The 17,632-nt window shown below is 73.6% G+C and carries 20 protein-coding genes; 4 read left to right on the forward strand and 16 right to left on the reverse strand.

The window, feature by feature from the left end; all coding sequences use genetic code 11:
- Window positions 1-103 precede the first annotated feature (103 nt).
- Window positions 104-370, forward strand: a complete 267-nt coding sequence (gene rpsT / locus GA0070617_RS22965) for a 30S ribosomal protein S20 (protein WP_091442431.1) — start codon at window positions 104-106, stop codon at window positions 368-370.
- 173 nt (window positions 371-543) lie between these two features.
- On the opposite strand, the gene GA0070617_RS22970 is transcribed toward rpsT, so the two are convergent.
- The 10 genes from GA0070617_RS22970 to pepN form a co-directional block, all read right to left on the reverse strand.
- Entirely contained in the window at window positions 544-1,017 is a 474-nt protein-coding gene (locus GA0070617_RS22970) for a hypothetical protein (protein ID WP_091442435.1), read from the reverse strand.
- The gene (gene holA / locus GA0070617_RS22975; protein WP_091442440.1) at window positions 1,014-1,991 is read right to left on the reverse strand and encodes a DNA polymerase III subunit delta; all 978 of its coding nucleotides are present in this window, start codon (window positions 1,989-1,991) and stop codon (window positions 1,014-1,016) included. The genes GA0070617_RS22970 and holA overlap by 4 nt, the downstream gene beginning before the upstream one ends.
- A gap of 200 nt (window positions 1,992-2,191) precedes the next feature.
- Window positions 2,192-4,603 (reverse strand): ComEC/Rec2 family competence protein, encoded by a 2,412-nt coding sequence (locus GA0070617_RS22980; RefSeq protein WP_229688477.1) that lies wholly within the window; start codon window positions 4,601-4,603, stop codon window positions 2,192-2,194.
- A 188-nt stretch (window positions 4,604-4,791) separates the two neighbouring features.
- Window positions 4,792-5,601 carry a ComEA family DNA-binding protein gene (locus GA0070617_RS32230; protein WP_091447094.1) on the reverse strand — a complete coding sequence of 270 codons (810 nt, stop codon included), beginning with the start codon at window positions 5,599-5,601 and terminating at the stop codon, window positions 4,792-4,794.
- A 460-nt stretch (window positions 5,602-6,061) separates the two neighbouring features.
- Complete coding sequence (locus tag GA0070617_RS22990) at window positions 6,062-6,361, reverse strand: SDR family oxidoreductase (RefSeq protein ID WP_091442443.1); 300 nt, start codon at window positions 6,359-6,361, stop codon at window positions 6,062-6,064.
- Between the two features lie 42 nt (window positions 6,362-6,403).
- Window positions 6,404-7,264 carry a DegV family protein gene (locus GA0070617_RS22995; protein ID WP_091442447.1) on the reverse strand — a complete coding sequence of 287 codons (861 nt, stop codon included), beginning with the start codon at window positions 7,262-7,264 and terminating at the stop codon, window positions 6,404-6,406.
- 48 nt (window positions 7,265-7,312) lie between these two features.
- Window positions 7,313-7,942: a histidine phosphatase family protein gene (locus GA0070617_RS23000; RefSeq protein WP_091442450.1), complete on the reverse strand. Its 630-nt coding sequence runs from the start codon at window positions 7,940-7,942 to the stop codon at window positions 7,313-7,315.
- Window positions 7,939-8,352 (reverse strand): ribosome silencing factor, encoded by a 414-nt coding sequence (rsfS, locus tag GA0070617_RS23005; protein WP_091442454.1) that lies wholly within the window; start codon window positions 8,350-8,352, stop codon window positions 7,939-7,941. Before rsfS ends, GA0070617_RS23000 begins: the two co-directional genes overlap by 4 nt.
- Window positions 8,353-8,447: 95 nt before the next feature.
- On the reverse strand, window positions 8,448-9,047 hold the full coding sequence (gene nadD, locus GA0070617_RS23010; protein ID WP_091442457.1) for a nicotinate-nucleotide adenylyltransferase: 600 nt from the start codon (window positions 9,045-9,047) through the stop codon (window positions 8,448-8,450).
- Window positions 9,048-9,286: 239 nt separating this feature from the next.
- The gene (pepN, locus tag GA0070617_RS23015) at window positions 9,287-11,803 is read right to left on the reverse strand and encodes an aminopeptidase N (RefSeq protein WP_091442461.1); all 2,517 of its coding nucleotides are present in this window, start codon (window positions 11,801-11,803) and stop codon (window positions 9,287-9,289) included.
- A 66-nt stretch (window positions 11,804-11,869) separates the two neighbouring features.
- On the opposite strand from pepN, the gene GA0070617_RS23020 reads away from it, so the two are divergent.
- Window positions 11,870-12,088, forward strand: a complete 219-nt coding sequence (locus GA0070617_RS23020; protein WP_091442482.1) for a DUF397 domain-containing protein — start codon at window positions 11,870-11,872, stop codon at window positions 12,086-12,088.
- 120 nt (window positions 12,089-12,208) lie between these two features.
- Here the strand turns inward: GA0070617_RS23020 and GA0070617_RS32080 are convergent, their stop codons facing one another.
- On the reverse strand, window positions 12,209-12,727 hold the full coding sequence (locus GA0070617_RS32080) for a hypothetical protein (RefSeq protein WP_091447097.1): 519 nt from the start codon (window positions 12,725-12,727) through the stop codon (window positions 12,209-12,211).
- Window positions 12,728-12,980: 253 nt separating this feature from the next.
- Here GA0070617_RS32080 and GA0070617_RS23030 point away from each other — a divergent pair, with 253 nt between their 5' ends.
- The gene (locus GA0070617_RS23030; RefSeq protein WP_091442484.1) at window positions 12,981-14,228 is read left to right on the forward strand and encodes a cytochrome P450; all 1,248 of its coding nucleotides are present in this window, start codon (window positions 12,981-12,983) and stop codon (window positions 14,226-14,228) included.
- Between the two features lie 66 nt (window positions 14,229-14,294).
- Here GA0070617_RS23030 and GA0070617_RS23035 read toward each other — a convergent pair whose 3' ends face one another.
- From GA0070617_RS23035 to GA0070617_RS31740, 4 genes are all read right to left on the reverse strand, one after another.
- Entirely contained in the window at window positions 14,295-14,933 is a 639-nt protein-coding gene (locus GA0070617_RS23035; RefSeq protein WP_091442488.1) for a DUF3618 domain-containing protein, read from the reverse strand.
- On the reverse strand, window positions 14,930-15,397 hold the full coding sequence (locus GA0070617_RS23040; RefSeq protein WP_091442492.1) for a phage holin family protein: 468 nt from the start codon (window positions 15,395-15,397) through the stop codon (window positions 14,930-14,932). Before GA0070617_RS23040 ends, GA0070617_RS23035 begins: the two co-directional genes overlap by 4 nt.
- 31 nt (window positions 15,398-15,428) lie before the next feature.
- Window positions 15,429-15,992, reverse strand: a complete 564-nt coding sequence (locus GA0070617_RS23045; protein WP_229688469.1) for a hypothetical protein — start codon at window positions 15,990-15,992, stop codon at window positions 15,429-15,431.
- A 75-nt stretch (window positions 15,993-16,067) separates the two neighbouring features.
- On the reverse strand, window positions 16,068-16,271 hold the full coding sequence (locus tag GA0070617_RS31740; RefSeq protein WP_229688470.1) for a hypothetical protein: 204 nt from the start codon (window positions 16,269-16,271) through the stop codon (window positions 16,068-16,070).
- A 228-nt stretch (window positions 16,272-16,499) separates the two neighbouring features.
- Here GA0070617_RS31740 and GA0070617_RS23050 point away from each other — a divergent pair, with 228 nt between their 5' ends.
- Window positions 16,500-16,982, forward strand: coding sequence for a DUF4383 domain-containing protein (locus GA0070617_RS23050; RefSeq protein ID WP_091442495.1), 483 nt, complete (start codon window positions 16,500-16,502; stop codon window positions 16,980-16,982).
- 81 nt (window positions 16,983-17,063) lie between these two features.
- Here the strand turns inward: GA0070617_RS23050 and GA0070617_RS23055 are convergent, their stop codons facing one another.
- Window positions 17,064-17,513 (reverse strand): GNAT family N-acetyltransferase, encoded by a 450-nt coding sequence (locus GA0070617_RS23055; RefSeq protein WP_091442499.1) that lies wholly within the window; start codon window positions 17,511-17,513, stop codon window positions 17,064-17,066.
- Window positions 17,514-17,632 lie beyond the last annotated feature (119 nt).

Here is a 17,632-nt window from a genome sequence, read left to right on the forward strand (position 1 = left end):
CTCGTCCGGGCGAACCTGGTAGCCTGGCTTTTCGCGCAGCGATGACGCATGCTCGTCGCGCGCACAAGCTGACCAACCCGAGCGATCAAGACGAGGCTGTCGCGTGGCGAACATCAAGTCCCAGATCAAGCGCAACCGGCAGAACGAGAAGCGCCGGCTGCGTAACAAGTCGGTCAAGTCGTCGCTGAAGACCGCCATCCGGAAGTTCCACGAGGCTGCCGAGGCCGGTGACGTCGAGAAGGCCACCACCCTCATGCAGGCCGCCTCGCGGCAACTGGACAAGGCGGCCAGCAAGGGCGTGATCCACTCCAACCAGGCTGCGAACCGCAAGTCCGCGATCGCCAAGCGAGTGGGCTCCCTCGCCGCCTGACGAGGCGACCAACACCGAGCCGATCGAAACCCCCGGGCCACCACCCGGGGGTTTCGGCTGTCCTGGGCCCGGCCACCGCTGGGGCTAAGGTGCGGCGGCGGTGTGACTGCGGCCCGGCGGCACTGGGGCTGCGGCCCGGTGGCGCGTGGCCCGGCGGCCCGGTGGGGGTGGGACTACGGTCCGGCTACGCTGGGGCCCTGCCCGGTGGTGTCGGGGTGGTCGGAGCCGGGCGCGCGATCCCGTCGGGGTGGCCGGAGGATCGGCTCCGAGGCGACCACCACGCCGGTCACCGTACGATGGGTCCAGTCGACCCGGACCCGCCCCACCACCGGTTCCATCTGGCGGCGGAACCGATCCCGTTCCTGCTCGGGCACGAGGGCCGCCGTCCGGACCACCGCCTCGGCCACCATGTCGTTGAGTTTGACCATCAGCGCCACCGCCGCCGGCAGGATCAGCACCGCCGACCAGTCGACCAACTCGGCGAGAGCGAGCAGGGCGGCGAGCGCCACGGCGCCTTCGAAGAAGAGAAAGCAGAGCACCCCGCCCGGGTTGACGAACCGCAGCCCGAGCAGCCGAGCGTAGAGCGGCCGGAACCGCTCCTCGTCGGTGGGCTCCCGGGCCCACTCGGTGCGGGACGCCCCGGTCATCTGCCCGTGCCCTGCCGGGCGGCGATCACCGAGAAGACCGCCCGCTCCAGCGCGTACGCCCGGTCGTCGGCGCCGCCCTTGACCGCGGCGTTGCAGTCGGCGGCCGCCCGCATCGCCTGCACCAGGCCCTCCGGCGTCCAGCCCCGGCCCTGCCGTTGCGCCCGCTCGATCTTCCACGGCGGCATGCCCAGACTGCTGGCCAACTGGTACGCGCTGCCCCGGCCGGCGGAGGCCACCCGGGCGACGGTACGCACCCCGTCGGCGAGCGCATCGGCGATCGGCACCGGGTCGACCCCGACGTGCAACGCCCAGCGGAGCGCCTCCAACGCGGCGGGTACGTCACCTACCATCGTCGCGTCCGCGACGGTGAATCCACTGACCTCGGCCCGGCCCCGGTAGTACCGGGCCACCGTGTCGGCGTCGATCCGCCCGTCGGTGTCCGCGATGAGCTGCGCGCAGGCAGCGGCCAGCTCACGCAGGTCGTTGCCGACGGCGGCGATCAGCGCCCCGGCCGCGTCGTCGGTGCACCGGCCGCCGGCCTGACGGATCTCGTTGCGGACGAACGCCACCCGCTCCCGGTCCCCCTTGAGCTTGGCCACGGGGACCACGGTCGCGCCCGCTGCCTTCAACCCGTCGGCGAACGCCTTGCCCTTGGCCGCACCGGGATGCAGCACCACCAGGTGCACGTCGGGATCGGGATTCTTCGCGTACGCCAGCAGCGCCGTGACCAGGTCCTTGCGCGCGTCTTGGCCGGAGCGCAGCACCAGCACCCGTCGCCCTCCGAACAGCGACGGGCTGAGCATCTCGGCGATCTCCCCGACGGTGAGCGCGCCGGCCTGGTACTCCCGGACGTCGACGTCGGGATCCATGCTGCGGGCCTGGCCGACGGCTTCGGACACCGCGCGCGTGGCGAGCAGCTCCTCGTCACCGAGAACGAGCAGAATGGGAGCGAGGCTGGCGGTCACGTCGCCCATATTCGCACGGCCGGTGATCGCGTCGACCCTGCTCGTACCCGGTACGACGGTGGGCCCCGCACTAAGTGCAAATGTAGACATTAACCGCGATAGCTCATCAATATCCGCAAGCCGCAGCTACTACCCGAATCCCTTTCGTCGTCGACGCCCACCCAGGGGGTGGCCGGTCGCCGTCAACGTCCCTCGGATCGACCACTGGACTACCCGCCGGGGCCGGTGCCACGGGCCACCACCGCCAGGCCACCCGGCCCCCGGACCACCGCCACGTCCCCGTCGGTGTCGGTACGCAGCACCCGGGCACCGCCCCGCCCCAACCGGGCCAGCACGCCCGGGTCGGGATGCCCGTAGTCGTTGCCCACCCCGACCGGCACCAGCGCGACCGTCGGCCGGACCGCGTCCAGAAACGCCGGATCCTGGTACGCCGAACCGTGGTGGGCGACCTTGAGCACCTCGGCCCGCAGCCCCGCCGCCGGTGGATGCTCCAACAGGGCACGCTGCTCCTCGGTCTCGGCGTCCCCGGCGAGCAGGACCCGCACCCCGGCCACGGTGGCCCGCAGCATCAGCGAGTTGTTGTTCGGATCCGACCGGGTGCCCCGCAGCGGGTACGGCGGCCCGATCACCACCACCTCCACGGCACCGGCCCGCCACACCCACCCCGCCGTCGCCGCCTCGATCGGCGTCCCGGCGGCAGCCGTCTCGGTCGCTGTCCCGGCGGCAGCCGTCTCGGTCGCTGTCCCGGCTGCCGCCGCCTCGACCAGTTGCCGTCCGGCCGCCGGATCCGGCCAGTCGGGCACCCGCACGGCGGCCACCCGGCGGCCCCGGAACACCCCGTCGACCCCGCCGGTGTGGTCGACGTGGAAGTGGCTGAACACCAGCAGCGACACCTCCCGTACGCCGAGCCGGCGCAGGCAGGTGTCCGCCGCCGCCGGGTCGGGTCCGGCGTCGACCACCACGGCCCGGCCGGCGGCCACCGGCAGCACCACGACGTCCCCCTGACCGACCGCGCAGGCGATCACCACCCAATCCGGCGGTGGCCAACCGCCGGCCACCAGCCGGACCGGCAGGGCACCCAGCACCACCGCGACGGTGACCACCGCCACCAACCGACGGATCGCCGGCCGACGGGTGGCCACCAGCAGCACCACGGTCAGCCCGGCCAGCAGCAGGGCACCGGGCACCCCGCCCGGCCAGGGCAGGTTGCCGGCGGGCAACCGGGCCCCGTACCGCGCCACGGTCACCAGCCACCAGGCCGGCCAACTACCGAGCCAGGCCGCGAACTCGGCACCCGCCGGCCAGACCGGTGAGACGACGGCCGCCACCACCCCGAACACGGTGGCCGGGGCGATGGCCGGCACCACCAGCAGGTTCGCCGGCACCGCGACCAGGCTGACCGTGCCGGAGATCCCGGCCACCACCGGCGCACAGGCCACCTGGGCTGCCGCCGGCACCGCCAGCGCCTCGGCCAACCCCGCCGGCACACCCCGCCGCCGCAACCCGTCCCGCCACCGCGGGGCGAGCAGCAACAGGCCGGCGGTGGCCAGCACCGACAACGCGAACCCGGCGTCACCTGCCAACTCCGGGTCGATCACCACCAGGACCGTCACACCGGTGGCGAGCGCGGGCAGCGCCGCCCGGGGCCGGCCGGTCGCCAGGGCGGCCAGCCCGATCGCGCCCATCGTGGCCGCCCGGACCACGCTCGGCGAGGGTCGGACCAGCACGACGAAGCCGACCAGCGCCACCACGCAGAGGCCGGCGGCCAGGACCGGCCCCGCCCGACCCCAGCGGGCCAGCAACAGCACGGCACCCACCACGATCGCCACGTTGGAGCCGGAGACGGCGTTCAGGTGGGTCATGCCGGTGGCCCGGAAGTCCTCCTCGACGGCGGGCAACAGCCGACTGGTGTCGCCGACGACCAGCCCCGGCAGCAGGCCGCCCTGCTCGTCGGGGAGCGGTGCGCAGGCCCGTTGCAGCCCGGCCCGCAGCACCCCGGCAGCCCGTTGCAACCAGGATGACGACCCGTGCGTCGTGGGCGGACCGGTCACCATAAGCACCGCGCCGGTGAGGTCACCACCCCGGGGCTCGGCCAACCGCCCGTCGGCACCTACCCGTTGCCCCGGCAGCAGGCCGCGCCAGCCCGGGTCGCTGGCGAGCAGCAGCATCCGTACCGGTGCGGTCACCCGCCGGCCGTCCGGGCCGGTCACGGTGACGAGTTCCGCGCCGACCAGCAGGGTGGCGGGGCGGCCGGGCACCCCACGGACCGGACGGGGGTCGTCGCGGACGACCACCTCGGCGGTGACCCGGGCCCGCTGGTCGACAAGCGACCGCAGCGCCTCGGCGTCGCGTACCCCGAGTCGGGCGGCGATCGCGGTCGCGCCGCAGACCACCCCGATCAGCACGGCGACCGTGATCCAGCCGTACCGCCGTACCGGGGACGACGGCCGGCCGAGGAGCCCGGACAGGTGGCCGGTCAACGCCAGGGCGAGCCCGGTGGCAGCGCCGGCGACCGCCAGCATTGTCGGCGCGGTCAGGTAGAGCCCGGCCAGGGCGGTCAACCAGGCGCCCACCGCCAGCCCGGCCAGCCGTAGATCCGGTGGTGCCGGGTCGGCCAGCAGCGCCTCCGGGTCGCTCGCCCACGCGGTGCTGCGGGCCGACGTGGCGGGCGGGGCCGGTCCGGTTGGCCCGGGCAGCCGGACCGACGTGGCGGGCGGAGCGGGGCCGGGCCGCCCGGGCAGCCGGGCCGTCGGGTCCGGGCCGGCCGGTCGGGCCCACCTCCCCAACCGGCGGGTGGGCTGGCGGCCGGTCACACCGTCACCAGCTCTTTGAGCTGCTCGAAGCGGGCGTCACCGATGCCGTCGACCTGGCGCAGGTCGCCGACCGTGCGGAACGGGCCGTGCTCCTCCCGGTGGGCGAGGATCCGCTGGGCGAGCACCGGGCCGACCCCGGGCAGGCTGTCGAGTTGGGCCAGGGTGGCGGTGTTCAGGTTGACCGGCGCCCCCGGCGCGGCGTCGCCCGGCGCGGCACCACCGGGCTGGCCGGCGGCACCGGCCGGGGCCGGCTGACCGGGTGGCGGGGTGACGCCGACCAGGACCAACTCACCGTCGGCCACCTTGCGGGCGGGGTTGAGCAGGGCCAGGTCCACCCCGGGCAGCACGCCACCGGCTGCCTCGACGGCGTCGGCGACCCGGGCTCCGGCCGGCACCCGGACCAGCCCGGGACGGCGTACCCTGCCGGCGACCGCGACCACCAACTCACCGGCGGGCGGGCCGTCCGGCTCGGCCACCGGGGCGGCCTCGGCGCTGGCGGCGGTCGTCACCACCGGCACTGGCTCGGCCTGCGGCCGGGACCGCCACGCCCAGAAGCCGGCCCCGAGCACCACCAGCACGCCGACCACGGCGAGCACCCGGACGCCCCGCCGCCCCGGATCGAACGCGTCCGGACCCGGTAGCCGGGACGGTGCCGGTAGTTCTGCCGTCTCGTCGTCATCGCCGGCAGGGTCGTCGTCGGCCACGCCCGTCGGATGGACCACCGGTCGGAGCCATGGCCCGACCGGAGCGGCGTCGCCCGTCGGATAGGCCGCCGGCGGAGCGTCATCGCCCGCCGGATGGGCCATCGAGCGGAGCGGAGGCCCGACCGGATCGTCGCCGGCCACCGGGCAGGCCACCGGGCGGAGCGACGGCCCGACCGGATCGTCGTCGGCCGCCGGGTGGGCCACCGACCGGCCCGACGGTCCGACCGGGGGCGGCTCACCGAGCGGTAGCCCGGGGACCGGCCTGCCGGACGGCGTCGCACCGACCGCGCCGGGCGGCGGGTGCTCGGGCCAGCCGGGCGGGGTCAGGCCGGCGGCGGGCTCGGCGTCGACCGCGCCGAACAGCCACCACAGGCGCCGCCGCGCCATCGTCTCCTCGTCGTCGGACACGCCGCGACGCTACGGCCGGCGGCCTCCCCGATGCGGTCCACCGGGGTCCGCTGTGGACAACGCGGCCACCTGTGGATAACCGCCTGATCATGCACTGATCTGCTATGGAGACACCACGACCGGCAGCGGTGCCCGCACCGCGGGGCTCGACCGGTCAGCCGGCCTCGGGGTCGAGTCCGAGTGCCGCCCGGCCGCCGTCGACCGGCAGCACCGCGCCGTTGACGAAACCGGCCCGCGCCGACAGCAGGAACGCCACCACCTCGGCCACCTCCTCGGCCCGACCCATCCGGCCGAGCGGGTGCAGCCGCCGCAACCCGCCATCGACCCGGCGCGCCTCGGCCGGCCCCTGGGCGGCGACGAACGCGTCGTGTCGTTCGGTGTGGATGGAACCGAGGGCGACCGCGTCCGCCCGGATCCCCCGCGGACCGTGGTCGACGGCGAGCGCCCGGGTCAGCCCCCTCGACCGCCGCCTTGGCGGCCCCGACGGTCGGTTCGGCTAACGAACTGCCGTGAGCCGGTGCACGACCACGCAGGCCAGCCCCGGTCCGGCGTGCGCGGCGACCACCGCGCCGGCCTCCGAGACGTACGCGTGGCGCAGCCGGTCACCGAACCGGACGGTCAACGCGTCGAGCAGCGCCTCGGCCCGTTGCGGCGCGGCCAGGTGGTGCACCGCCAGGTCCACCTCGGCGTCACCGGCCGCCTCGACGGCCAGGTCGACCAGTTTGGCCACCCCCCGGCTGGCGGTGCGCACCTTGTCCCGCACCTCGATGGTGCCGTCCGGCATGTACATGATCGGCTTGACCGACAGGGCGGTGCCCAGCAGCGCCTCGGCCGCGTTGATCCGGCCACCCCGTCGGAGGAACTCCAGCGTGTCGACGTAGAAGAAGATCGTCGTACGCGCGACGGCGTCCACCGCGGCCTGGCGCACCTCGGCCAGGTCACCGCCGTGGGCGGCGGCGGTGGCGGCCGCCACCGCCGGGAAGCCGAGCCCCATCCCGGTGTAGCGGCTGTCGACCACGGCGATCCGCTCGTCGTCGACCTCGGCGGCGGCGAGTCGGGCCGCCTCGACCGTGCCGGAGAGCTCGGCCGACAGGTGCACCGACAGCACCGCGTCCGCGCCGCCGTCGAGCAGCCGCCGGTACGTCCGGACGAACTGCTCGGGGGCCGGTCGGGAGGTGCTCACCGAGACGCGTCGGCCGCCCAGCGCCCGGGTGGCGTCGGCCGGGAACGTCTCGACCCCTTCCAGCCCCTCCGCGCCGTTGAGCACGACGGTCAGCGGTACCACCGTGATCGGGTGGGCCTGCTCCAGTTCGGCCGGCAGGTAGGCGGTGGAGTCGGTGACGACCGCGACGGGCATGCCCGGCACGCTAGCCGATGTCGGCCCGGCCCGCCGGAACGGGCGGCCTCAGACCGCCTCGGCGGCGACCGTCGCGGTGATCGGGCCGACGTTGTGCGCGTACAGGTGCCAGCCCCGGGCGTCGTTGTGACGCAGCTCGGTCCAGTGGCAGTTCTGCAACGAGCCGACGGTGCGCAGCACGGCATGGTCCCATCCGAGCAGGTGACCGCAGCCCTGCCGGGCTCCGGCGCCGTGGGTGGCGACCACCACGGTGCCGCCGGGCACCAGGTCGGCTGCCTCCTGAAACGCCGTACCCAGCCGTTTGCCGAGGTCGTCGAGGCTCTCGATCCCCGCACCGGGGTCCGGGTCACCGGCGCGCCACCGGGCGTGCTCGGCGGCGAACCGCTGCTTGACCTCGGTGAGCAGCAGACCCTGCCACTGCCCGAAGTGCCGCTCACGCAGCCGGGCGTCGGTGCGGACCGGCAGCCCGGTGACCGCGGCGAGGGCGGCGGCGGTGTCGGCGGCGCGGCTCAGGTCGCTGGCCACGATCGCGTCCGGACGCAGCGCGGCGAGCAGCGGCGCGGCGGTCCGGGCCTGCTCCCGGCCCAGGTCGTTGAGGGCCACGTCGGTCTGCCCCTGGACCCGGCTGGCGGCGTTCCAGTCGGTGTTGCCGTGCCGCCAGACGATCAGCCGGGTCATTCCGCCGAGGCGGTGGTCGAACCGGTGGCGTCGGCGTCGACCAGGTCCCGGTCCACGAACGGGATGGTCGGGCAGTCCTTCCAGAGCCGGTCGAGGGCGTAGAACTCCCGCTCCTCGGTGTGCTGCACGTGCACCACGATGTCCACGTAGTCGAGCAGCACCCAACGCCCACCGCGCTCACCCTCGCGCCGTACCGGCTTGGCCTTCTCCGGGAGGTCGAGCAGCCGCTCCTCGATCGCGTCGACGATGGCGAGCACCTGACGCTCGTTGGGGGCGGCGGCGAGCAGGAACGCGTCGGTGATGGCGAGCTGGTCGCCAACATCGATGATGACGATGTCCTGCGCCTTCTTGTCGGCGGCGGCCTGGGCGGCGGCGATGGCCAGCTCGTGAGCGCGTTCGGAAACTGTCACCGTTCTCCTTCGATCAGCTGTGCGAGGCTTCAAGCGTCTCACACGGTGCGCGGTACCGGCCGGGCAGTTCTGGCCGCAAACCGGCATAAAAGCCTCTACTTTCCCTGGTAGAGGCCCCGTTTGGCGATGTACTGCACCACACCGTCGGGCACCAGGTACCACACCGGCTCGCCCCGGCCGACCCGCTCCCGGCAGTTGGTGGACGAGATCGCCATGGCGGGGACCTGCACCAGGCTGACCGTGTCGGCGGGCAGGTGCGCGTCGGTCAGCTCGAAGCCGGGCCGGGTCACCCCGATGAAATGGGACAACTCGAAGATCTCCGCCAGGTCCTTCCAGGACAGGATCCGCTCCAGCGCGTCCGCCCCGGTGATGAAGTACAGCTGGGTCCGGGGACCGTACAGGGCGTGCAGGTCACGCAGGGTGTCGACGGTGTAGGTGGGCCCGTCCCGGTCGATGTCGACCCGGCTGACCTGGAAACGCGGATTGGACGCGGTGGCGATCACCGTCATCAGGTAGCGGTCCTCGGCCGGGCTGACCGGAGTGTCCGCCTTCTGCCACGGTTGTCCGGTCGGCACGAAGACCACCTCGTCCAACCCGAACCGGTCCGCCACCTCGCTGGCCGCGACCAGGTGCCCGTGGTGGATCGGGTCGAACGTGCCACCCATGATCCCCACCCGCCGAATGTCATCCCCCACCCCATGATCGTATGCCCCTGAAGGAAGGGCCCCTTGTTAACGCCTCCGGTAGAGAAGGGCACCCTTCTCACACCCCGCCACCGCCGGGACAGGGGCAACGGGGGTCAGGGGGCCACGACGGACCGCCGGGGCAGGGGCGCGACGAGGGGCCAGGTGGCCACGACGGACCGCCGGGGGCAGGGCGCGACGAGGGGCCAGGGGGCCACGACGGACCGTCGAGGCAGGGGTGGCGGGAGAGGTCAGGTGGCCACCACCGCCGCGGCGACCGTCCGGGCCAGCAGCGCCCGGCGCAGGTCGTCGTCGGCGTCGGTCACCACCCTGCGCAGCCCGGGGCTCACGTCGTCGCGGGCCAGCAGGGCCGCGGCCAACTCCCGGGTGCTCTGCGCCACGGCGTAGCGGGGATAGGCCAGCGACGCGACCTCGTCGGCCACCCACGGGGTACGCCGGAGCGCCGCCGCCGGCATCTCGGCGAAGTACCTGTCGACGTACACCGCGGTCAACTCGGCCTGCTCGGGCTGCCAGAAGGCGCCCGCGGTCGCCTCGACCAGCCGGTTGGACAGGTCGGTGTTGCGGGTGACGATCTCCCAGGCGGCCTCCTTGGCGGCCACCTCCGGCAGCGCGGCGCGGCAGCCGGCCGCCCGTTCCGCCCCGGCCGCGCTGGGGTCGGCCGCCGCCGCCGTGTCGATCTCCGCCGCGCCCGCCGCGCCGAGCACCACCAGCCGCCGCAGCAGCGCCCACCGCAGTTCCGCGTCAACGAGCAACCCGTCCGGTACGTCCCGGCCGGCCAGCCAGCCGGTCAGCAGGTCACCGTCGGATCCGGCGGCGATCAACCCCCGGGCCGCGGCCAGCTGCGCCGAGCTGCCGGCCGGTGCGGTCGCCAGCAGCTGCGCGCAGGTCCGCGCCACCACGGCCAGCGCGGCGTCCCGGTCGGCCGGTTCCAGGTACCTGTCGACCAACGGGCGGCTCAGCTTGAGCACGTCCTCGACGATGATCACCTCCGGCTCCGCGGGCAGCGCCACCGCGAGCAGCCGGACCAGGTCGGCCACCGGCCACTGCCCGTCGGTGGCCGCGTCCAACACCGCACCCCAGAGCACCGCGCGGGCCAGCGGGTCGGCCAGGTCCGGCAGGACCAGTGGTACGGCCTCAGCTGAGGCCGGGTCGAGGCGTACCTTCGCGAAGGTCAGGTCGCCCTCGTTGGGCAGCAGCAGCCGGGCCGCCGGCTGACCGGACAGCCCGGACAGCACGGTCCGGCCCCGGTCGGTCTCCGGGTCGAGGTCCACCTCGTCGCGCAGCACCGTGCCGTCGGCGAGATACCGGCCGACGCCGATCCGGTGGGGCCGCAGCACCGGATGCGACGCGGGTGCGGTCTGCACCACCGCGACCTCGGCGTACCGCCCGTCGGCAGCCACGCTCGCCGCCACACGTAGCGTGTTGACCTGTGCCTGGCGCAGCCACCTGGCGGACCAGTCGCGCAGATCGCGCCCGCTGGCGGCAGCGAGGCTGTCGAGCAGGTCGGCCAGGGTGGCGTTGCCGAACCGGTGCGCGGCGAAGTGCGCGTTGAGCCCGGTCAGGAAGGCCTCGTCGCCGAGCCAGGCGACCAGTTGCCGCAGCACGCTCGCGCCCTTGGCGTACGAGATGCCGTCGAAGTTGAGCAGGCCCTCGGCGGCGTCGCGCACCTCGTGCGGTGCCACCGGGTGGGTGGAGGGGCGCTGGTCGGCGGCGTACCCCCAGGCCTTGCGGCGCAGCGCGAAGGTGACCCAGGCCCGGTCGAAGCGGGTCGCTTCGGCGGCGACCCGGGTGCCGAGGTACTCGGCGAACGACTCGTTCAGCCACAGGTCGTCCCACCAGCGCATGGTGACCAGGTCACCGAACCACATGTGGGCCATCTCGTGGGCGATCACGGTGGCGCGCAGCTCGCGCTGGCTGTCGGTGACCGCCGACCGGAAGAGGTAGTCGTCACGGATGGTGACCAGGCCCGGGTTCTCCATCGCGCCGGCGTTGAACTCCGGCACGAACGCCTGGTCGTACTTGCCGAACGGGTAGCGCTCGTCGAACATCTCGTGGAACCGGTCGAGGCACTGCTTCGTCACCGTCATGATCTCCGCCAGGTCGGCGTCGAGGTGCTCGGCCAGCGACCGTCGGCAGTAGACGGCGAGCGGGATCCCGTCGTGCGAGTCCGAGCGCACGTGCCACGGGCCGGCGACGAAGCTGACCAGGTACGTCGCCAGCGGCGCCGTCGGGGCGAACTCCCACCGTCCCGGGCTCGGCTGGTCGGCGAGTTGCCCGTTGGCGGCGACCGTCCACTCCGGTGGGGCGGTCACCGAAAGTGTCACCGGCGCCTTGAGGTCGGGCTGGTCGAAGGCGGCGAAGATGCGCTGCACGTCGTCGAGGAACGACATCGCGTACAGGTAGGTCGCGCCGTCGGCCGGGTCGACGAAGCGGTGCACCCCCTCACCGGTGTTCGAGTACGCCATCTCGGCCTCGACGAATAGCGTGTTCTCCTCGTCGAGCCCGGTCAGCGGCAACCGGTTCTCGGTCAGGGCGCCAGGATCGAGGTCCCGGTCGTTGAGGCGTACCGCCAGCAGTCGGGCGGGTTTGACCTCGACGAAGGTCTCGGCTGACGCGGCGGCGCGGAACCGGACGGTGACCTGGGAACGGAACCGCTCCCCGCCGGTCAGGTCCAGGTCCACCTGATAGGACAGCACGGTAATCATCGCGCCACGCGCGGTCGCCTCTACACGGGTCAGGCTCGGCATCCGCTTATCCTGCCCGATGGGAACCGGACGTGTTCCCCATGACGCTTCGCGATGGAGGAAACAACAATGGGTCAGCACCCCAAGGGCGACTTCGACCTGTCCCGGGCGGTCTGGCAACGGGCCGAGGGAGACACCTCCGAGAGCGCGGTCGAGGTGGCCTTCGTCGACGACCTGATCGGCATGCGCAACTCGGCGGAGCCGGACGGGCCGGTCCTGGTCTTCACCCAGGCAGAGTGGGACGCCTTCGTGGCCGGCGCCCAGGACGGCGAGTTCGACCTGGACTGACTGGAGGCTGGCTTGGTCCGGATCGGCCGCTGTCTGGCCGGCCGCCGTCGAGCCGGCCAGCCGCCGTCGACCGGGGCGCGGCGGCATCGACCGCTTCTGCCGATGCCGCCGCGCCGACGATCAGTCGCCGCCATCCCGGCCGGTGTGGTCAGCCGGCGGCCGGTCGCCGTCACCCCAGCCCAGGCCGCCGGGGCCGGGCGCGTGGTGGAACCCCGGATGTCCCGCCACGTCGACGCAGTGCTCGTCGTCCGGCCCGACGGACCCGCAGAACAACCGTTCGGCCCGGTGCCAGGCATCCGCCGGCGAGAGCGCCGACGCGCCCAGCGCCAGCTCCGGACGGAGCAGACTGAGCGCTTCGGCGTACCCGACCGCCAGTTCGAGGGCCTCGCCCGGGTCGGCCGCCTCGAACCCGAGATGCACGGTGAAGCGCCGGGGTGATCTGCCTGCCCGCAGCAGCATGGTGGCCGGTGGCGCGCCGCGCTGCCCGGCCCCCTCGTCCCGACCGGCCGGGGCCTTTCCAGCCGGGGCCCGACCAGCCGGGGCCTTTCCAGCCGGAGCCCGACCAGCCGGGGCCGGACCAGCCGGAGCCGTGTCGGCCGCCGCCCGCTGCCGCCAGTACGGCGATCTGTTGTCCCGCATCTGTGCCTCCCCGTCGTCCACGGCGCCTCCCCGTCGTTCACCGTTGCATCGAGCCAACCAGGTTTCCGCCTCCAGGGGAGGGGCCAGACCGGTCTTCGCCTGGTCCCTCCCCCGGGACCGGACAGCAGGCGGGCATTGGGTCCCTCCTCAGGGCGACTGTGCGCTCCGCTCGGATTCAGTGGCGCTCCCCGGGGTAGGCCGCACCGAACTACCGCGCCCGACGACAGCCCAGAGCAGCCACAGGAGGGGCCGGATGGCCACGATCCCGGCAGACCGCAGTCCGGACAGCACGCTGGCGCTGCGGCGCGACGGTTACCGGTTCATCAGCAACGGCTGCGCCCGCCACGACAGCGACATCTTCGAGGCCCGGCTGCTGCTGGAACGGACCATCTGCCTACGCGGCCGGGCCGGCGCACAGCTGTTCTACGACACCGACCGGTTCGAACGCCACGGTGCCAGCCCCAAGCGCGTCCAGCGCACCCTGGTCGGGGTGGGCGGGGTGCAGGGGTTGGACGGCCCGGCGCACCGCGACCGCAAGGCCATGTTCATGTCGATCATGACCCCGTCGGCACTCCGGCAGCTCGGTCAGCTGGTCGACGACGAGTGGCGGGCCCGGATCCCGGTCTGGGAACGCGCCGACCGGGTTGTCCTCTACGACGAGGTCGGCCAGATCCTGACCCGGGCGGTCTGCGCCTGGGCGGGTGTGCCGCTGGCCGAGTCCGCCGTGGCCCGGCGCAACGCCGACCTGCACGCGATGATCGCCGCACCGGCGGCGCTCGGCCCCCGGCACTGGCGGGGGCGCCTCGCCCGCCGGCGCTCCGAACGGTGGATCACCGACGTCGTCGAACGGGCCCGTAGCGGTGCGCTGCCCGCGCCGCCGGGCAGCGCACTCGCCGTGATCGCCGGACACCTCGACCCCGGTGGCCGTCCACTGCCGCCGCGGATCGCCGCCGTGGAGCTGCTCAACGTCCTGCGCCCCACCGTCGCGGTGGACCGGTACGTCGTCTTCGCCGCGCTGGCCCTGCACGACCACCCGCAGTGGCGCGAACGGGTCCGGGCCGGCGAGGAGACCGCCGAGTGCTTCGTCCAGGAGGTCCGGCGCCACTACCCGTTCTTCCCGGTCGCCGGGGCCCGGGTCCGGCGTGCCTTCGACTGGCAGGGCTACCACTTTCCCCAGGGCCGGCGGGTGCTGCTCGACCTGTACGGCACCAACCACCATCCGGACCTCTGGCCGGAGCCGGACCGCTTCGACCCGGACCGGTTCGCCAACTGGCGGGGCGACCCGTTCGCGCTGGTCCCCCAGGGTGGAGGCGAGCACCTCGCCGGGCACCGCTGCGCCGGCGAGTGGATCACCATCGAGTTGATGAAGCGGGCGGTGCACACCCTGACCGGCGCCATGCGCTACGACGTGCCGCCGCAGAACCTCGCCTTGAACCTGCGCCGGATGCCGGCGCTGCCGCCGAGCCGTTTCGTGATCCGCAACGTCCGGCGTACCCGGTGAGCCGACCTCGCGGTCACACCCACCAGGGGTGCGACCGCGAGACGGACGTCGGTGGGCTGTCGGAGATCAGTGCCGGGCCTGCTGGGCGTGGTCCTTGACCTCGTACGCGGCCGACCTGCCGTCGTCCTTGACCGTCTGCACGGCCTCCTGCGCGGTGCTCCGGACCGATTCGGTGGCCTGCTGGGTCGGCTCCCTCAGCTCCGACCGCAGCTCACCGGCCACCTCGCCGAGCTTCTCCTTGACCGCGCCGCTGTGCTCGGCGGCCCGTTGCCTCACCTGGGTCGCGGCCCGCTGCTCCCGTCCGGTGGCCGGAATCAGTGAGGAGGCCAGCCAACCGACGCCGAAGGCGATCAGCCCCGCCGCGAGGGGGTTGCCCTCGGACTTCTCCCGCAGTTTCCGCGGGGCCCGTTGGGCGGCGTCGCCGACGGTGTGGGCGGCCGACTGCGCCGCGTCGCCGACGCTGGCGGCTGCCGAGGAGGCGCGGTCGCCCACCGCGTGGGCACCGTCTCTGCTGGTGTGACCGAGGTCGGACGCGGTTCCCATTACCCTGTCCCTCACATTCTGCAGCGCGCCGCGGGCCCGCTGCTTACGGTCGTCGACGATGCGGCCCGGGCTCACCTTGTACGCCAGGGCGTCCACATCCGTGCTGAGGCTGTCGCGGGTCGCCTCGATCTCCCGGCGGATCTGCTCGGGGTCGGTGCTCATCGGGTGACTCCCTCCGGGTGGGGGCTGAGCGCCTCGGGGATGCGCTGCACGCTCTCGTTGGTCTTCTTCAGCCCGCGTACGCGCTGGGCGTGCCTGCGGCCCATCGAGTACAGGACGGCGGCGATCCCGGCCCACAGGACGGCGACGATCAGCCCCGCCCAGCCGCCGTCCATCACGTTGGACAGGCCGGCCCAGAGGGCGATGGACAGGAACAGGGCGACCATGTAGCCGCCGAATCCCGCCCCGCCGAAGAAGCCGGCGGCCTTGCCGGCCTTGCGTCCCTCCTCGCGGATCTCCGCCTTGGCCAGTTCCACCTCCTGCCGCAGCAGGGTGGAGAGGTCCGTGGTGACCTGCCGCATCAGGTCACCGAGGGAACTGCCCCGGACCTCGTCGGCGGTGAGCGGAACACCATCGTGGGGCTGGTACCCGGGTGCCGGGCCGGCCCCCTGCGTCGGTGTGGTCATGTCGCCACCTCCCTGGGGTTCGTCAGGCCGCTCACGGGCGGACCGATGCGCTCGACGGCACCCCGGGCAGGGGGTCGGTCTGACTCACCGGCGGCAACGGCTGCCCGGTGCCGCGCGGCTCCTGCGGGTCGCCGTAGCCGGGTGCCGGGTCGGCGTAGCCCGGTGCCGGGTCGGCGTAGCGAGGGTTCGGGTCGGGGTAGCCGGGGGCCTCGTCGGTGAAGCCGGGGGTCGGCTCGGTGAAGGTGCCGGGGGTCGGGTCGAGGTAGCCACCCGGTGGCACCGCGTCCGACATCCCACGGGACGTGGGGATGACGGCCGTCGCCTCCGGGTCGTGGCTCTGCCCGACGGCACCGGCCCCGTTGCCGCTGCCGTTGCTGGCCGCGGAGATGTTCCTGGTCAACCGACCGGCGAGCACGCCGAGCACGGCGGCGCCGACCAGGAAGGTCCCCGGGTTGCGCCGGGCGTAGTCGCGCACCTCGGTCAGGATGTCGCCGGGCTGCCGCTCCTCCAACCAACCGGCCACCCCGTGCACCCGGTCGGCGGCCTGCCGGGCGACCTCGGTCATCGGCCCCGACTGGCCACCCTGCTCGGCCATCGACCGCATCTCGTCGGCCAGCGAACGAAGTCCGCCGGCGGCCCGTCGCTGCTGTTCACCGGCCTGGGCCGTGAGCTACGTACGGGTCTCGCCGTAGAGGTTACGGGCCTGGCGGGCGGTCTCGTCGACCACCTCGCGACCCTGTTCCCTGGCGTGCTGGGCGACCGCACCGCCGGTGTGCGCGGCCTCCGCACCGACCTGCCGGGCCTGATCGCGTACGCCCAGGTCATGGGTCGGCTGGTCGGACGTGGGCAGGGAAGATGAGGGATCGTAGGTCATGATTAGCCTTCCGCTCGGAAGATCGTCGCGGTGGTGGTCAACGTTCGACACCGATCGGTGTCGCGGTGGCGTCCACGCCGCCGTCACCAGTCACGTACCCCTGGTCTTTCGCCCCATGCGCGTATCGCGATTTCTCTGCGCCGCCCGCTGGCCGCGGTACAGGATGGAGGATCGAAGCGGGACCGTCACTCTCGGTACGGTCCTCCGGTGGTCCGAGGAGGTGCCCCGATGGCGCGTGAGGCTCGCCCCCGGCCACGCCCCCCGGTCAGGTTGGCCGCCACCGTCGTGGCCGGGGTCTTCGTGCTCGTCGGCGTGCTCGGCTTCGTGCCGGGGATCACCACCGGCTACGCAGAGTTGACCTTCTCCGGGCACACCTCCGGCGCGAGGCTGCTCGGGATCTTCCAGGTGTCGGTCCTGCACAACCTGGTGCACCTGGTCTTCGGGCTGGTCGGGCTGGTCCTCGCCCGCAGTGTCGCCGGCGCCCGCGGCTACCTGGCCGTCGGCGGCGCGGTCTACCTGGCGCTCTGGATCTACGGGCTGGTCGTCGAGCACGGCAACGCCGACCGGACGGTGAACGTCCTGCCGGTCAACGGGGCCGACAACTGGCTGCACCTGCTGCTCGGCTTCGGCATGCTCGTGCTGGGGCTGCTGCTCTCCCCGCGCGCCGGTGCCTCCGCCGGCCGGCTGGACCAGCCGATCGACCGTCCCTGACCGGGGATCACCAAGCTGCCGGGTCTACCAGCACCGGATGGTCGCCCTTCGACGGTGGTTCCGGAGAGCCGCCGCGTGCCGTCAGGCCGCGACCGGGAGGCGCTTGCCGAAACAGACGCTGTACGGGTTGTCGACGTACTCGCCGTAGACGGGGATCGGCTCGTACCCGCAGGAGGTGTAGAGCGTGATCGCGGCCGGCAGGTACGTCCCGGTCTCCAGGCAGAGCGTCTCGTACCCCCGTTGGAAGGCGAGTTCCTCCAGGGCGGCCAGGAGTTGCCGGCCGATGCCCCGACCACGGTGCGCCGGTCGGACGTACATCCGTTTGAGTTCACCGGTCGCCCGGTCCAGCTCCTGGAGGCCGCCGCAGGCGACCGCCCGGCCCGCGACCACCACCACGAGGTAACAGATGTCGTCGCGGGTCGACGTCGTCTGCCCGTCCAGCCCGCCGTCGGCCTCGCGCAGCTCCCGCTGCTGGGCCGTGACCAGCGCGAGGATCTCGGCATCGGCGACGGGACGGAACTCGATAAGCATGCCGACACGCTAGGGGTACCGCATGTCGGACAGGTTTCCGGTACCCGGCCCGCAGCCGGAGCGCAGCGGTCCATCCGGCCACCACGACCGGGTCGCCACCGACCGCGACAGCATCCGCG

It is taken from the genome of Micromonospora yangpuensis, from assembly GCF_900091615.1.
GTDB lineage: Bacteria > Actinomycetota > Actinomycetes > Mycobacteriales > Micromonosporaceae > Micromonospora > Micromonospora yangpuensis.

Bases quoted from the DNA above. Each gene is read 5' to 3' on its own strand.
- GA0070617_RS22970 (WP_091442435.1), bottom strand. From the start codon at position 1,017: ATGACCGGGGCGTCCCGCACCGAGTGGGCCCGGGAGCCCACCGACGAG.
- holA (WP_091442440.1), bottom strand. From the start codon at position 1,991: ATGGGCGACGTGACCGCCAGCCTCGCTCCCATTCTGCTCGTTCTCGGT.
- GA0070617_RS32230 (WP_091447094.1), bottom strand. From the start codon at position 5,601: ATGGCCCATCCGGCGGGCGATGACGCTCCGCCGGCGGCCTATCCGACG.
- GA0070617_RS22995 (WP_091442447.1), bottom strand. From the start codon at position 7,264: ATGCCCGTCGCGGTCGTCACCGACTCCACCGCCTACCTGCCGGCCGAA.
- GA0070617_RS23000 (WP_091442450.1), bottom strand. From the start codon at position 7,942: ATGACCCGGCTGATCGTCTGGCGGCACGGCAACACCGACTGGAACGCC.
- pepN (WP_091442461.1), bottom strand. From the start codon at position 11,803: ATGCCGAGCCTGACCCGTGTAGAGGCGACCGCGCGTGGCGCGATGATT.
- GA0070617_RS23020 (WP_091442482.1), top strand. From the start codon at position 11,870: ATGGGTCAGCACCCCAAGGGCGACTTCGACCTGTCCCGGGCGGTCTGG.
- GA0070617_RS32080 (WP_091447097.1), bottom strand. From the start codon at position 12,727: ATGCGGGACAACAGATCGCCGTACTGGCGGCAGCGGGCGGCGGCCGAC.
- GA0070617_RS23030 (WP_091442484.1), top strand. From the start codon at position 12,981: ATGGCCACGATCCCGGCAGACCGCAGTCCGGACAGCACGCTGGCGCTG.
- GA0070617_RS23035 (WP_091442488.1), bottom strand. From the start codon at position 14,933: ATGAGCACCGACCCCGAGCAGATCCGCCGGGAGATCGAGGCGACCCGC.
- GA0070617_RS23040 (WP_091442492.1), bottom strand. From the start codon at position 15,397: ATGACCACACCGACGCAGGGGGCCGGCCCGGCACCCGGGTACCAGCCC.
- GA0070617_RS23045 (WP_229688469.1), bottom strand. From the start codon at position 15,992: ATGGCCGAGCAGGGTGGCCAGTCGGGGCCGATGACCGAGGTCGCCCGG.
- GA0070617_RS31740 (WP_229688470.1), bottom strand. From the start codon at position 16,271: ATGACCTACGATCCCTCATCTTCCCTGCCCACGTCCGACCAGCCGACC.
- GA0070617_RS23050 (WP_091442495.1), top strand. From the start codon at position 16,500: ATGGCGCGTGAGGCTCGCCCCCGGCCACGCCCCCCGGTCAGGTTGGCC.
- GA0070617_RS23055 (WP_091442499.1), bottom strand. From the start codon at position 17,513: ATGCTTATCGAGTTCCGTCCCGTCGCCGATGCCGAGATCCTCGCGCTG.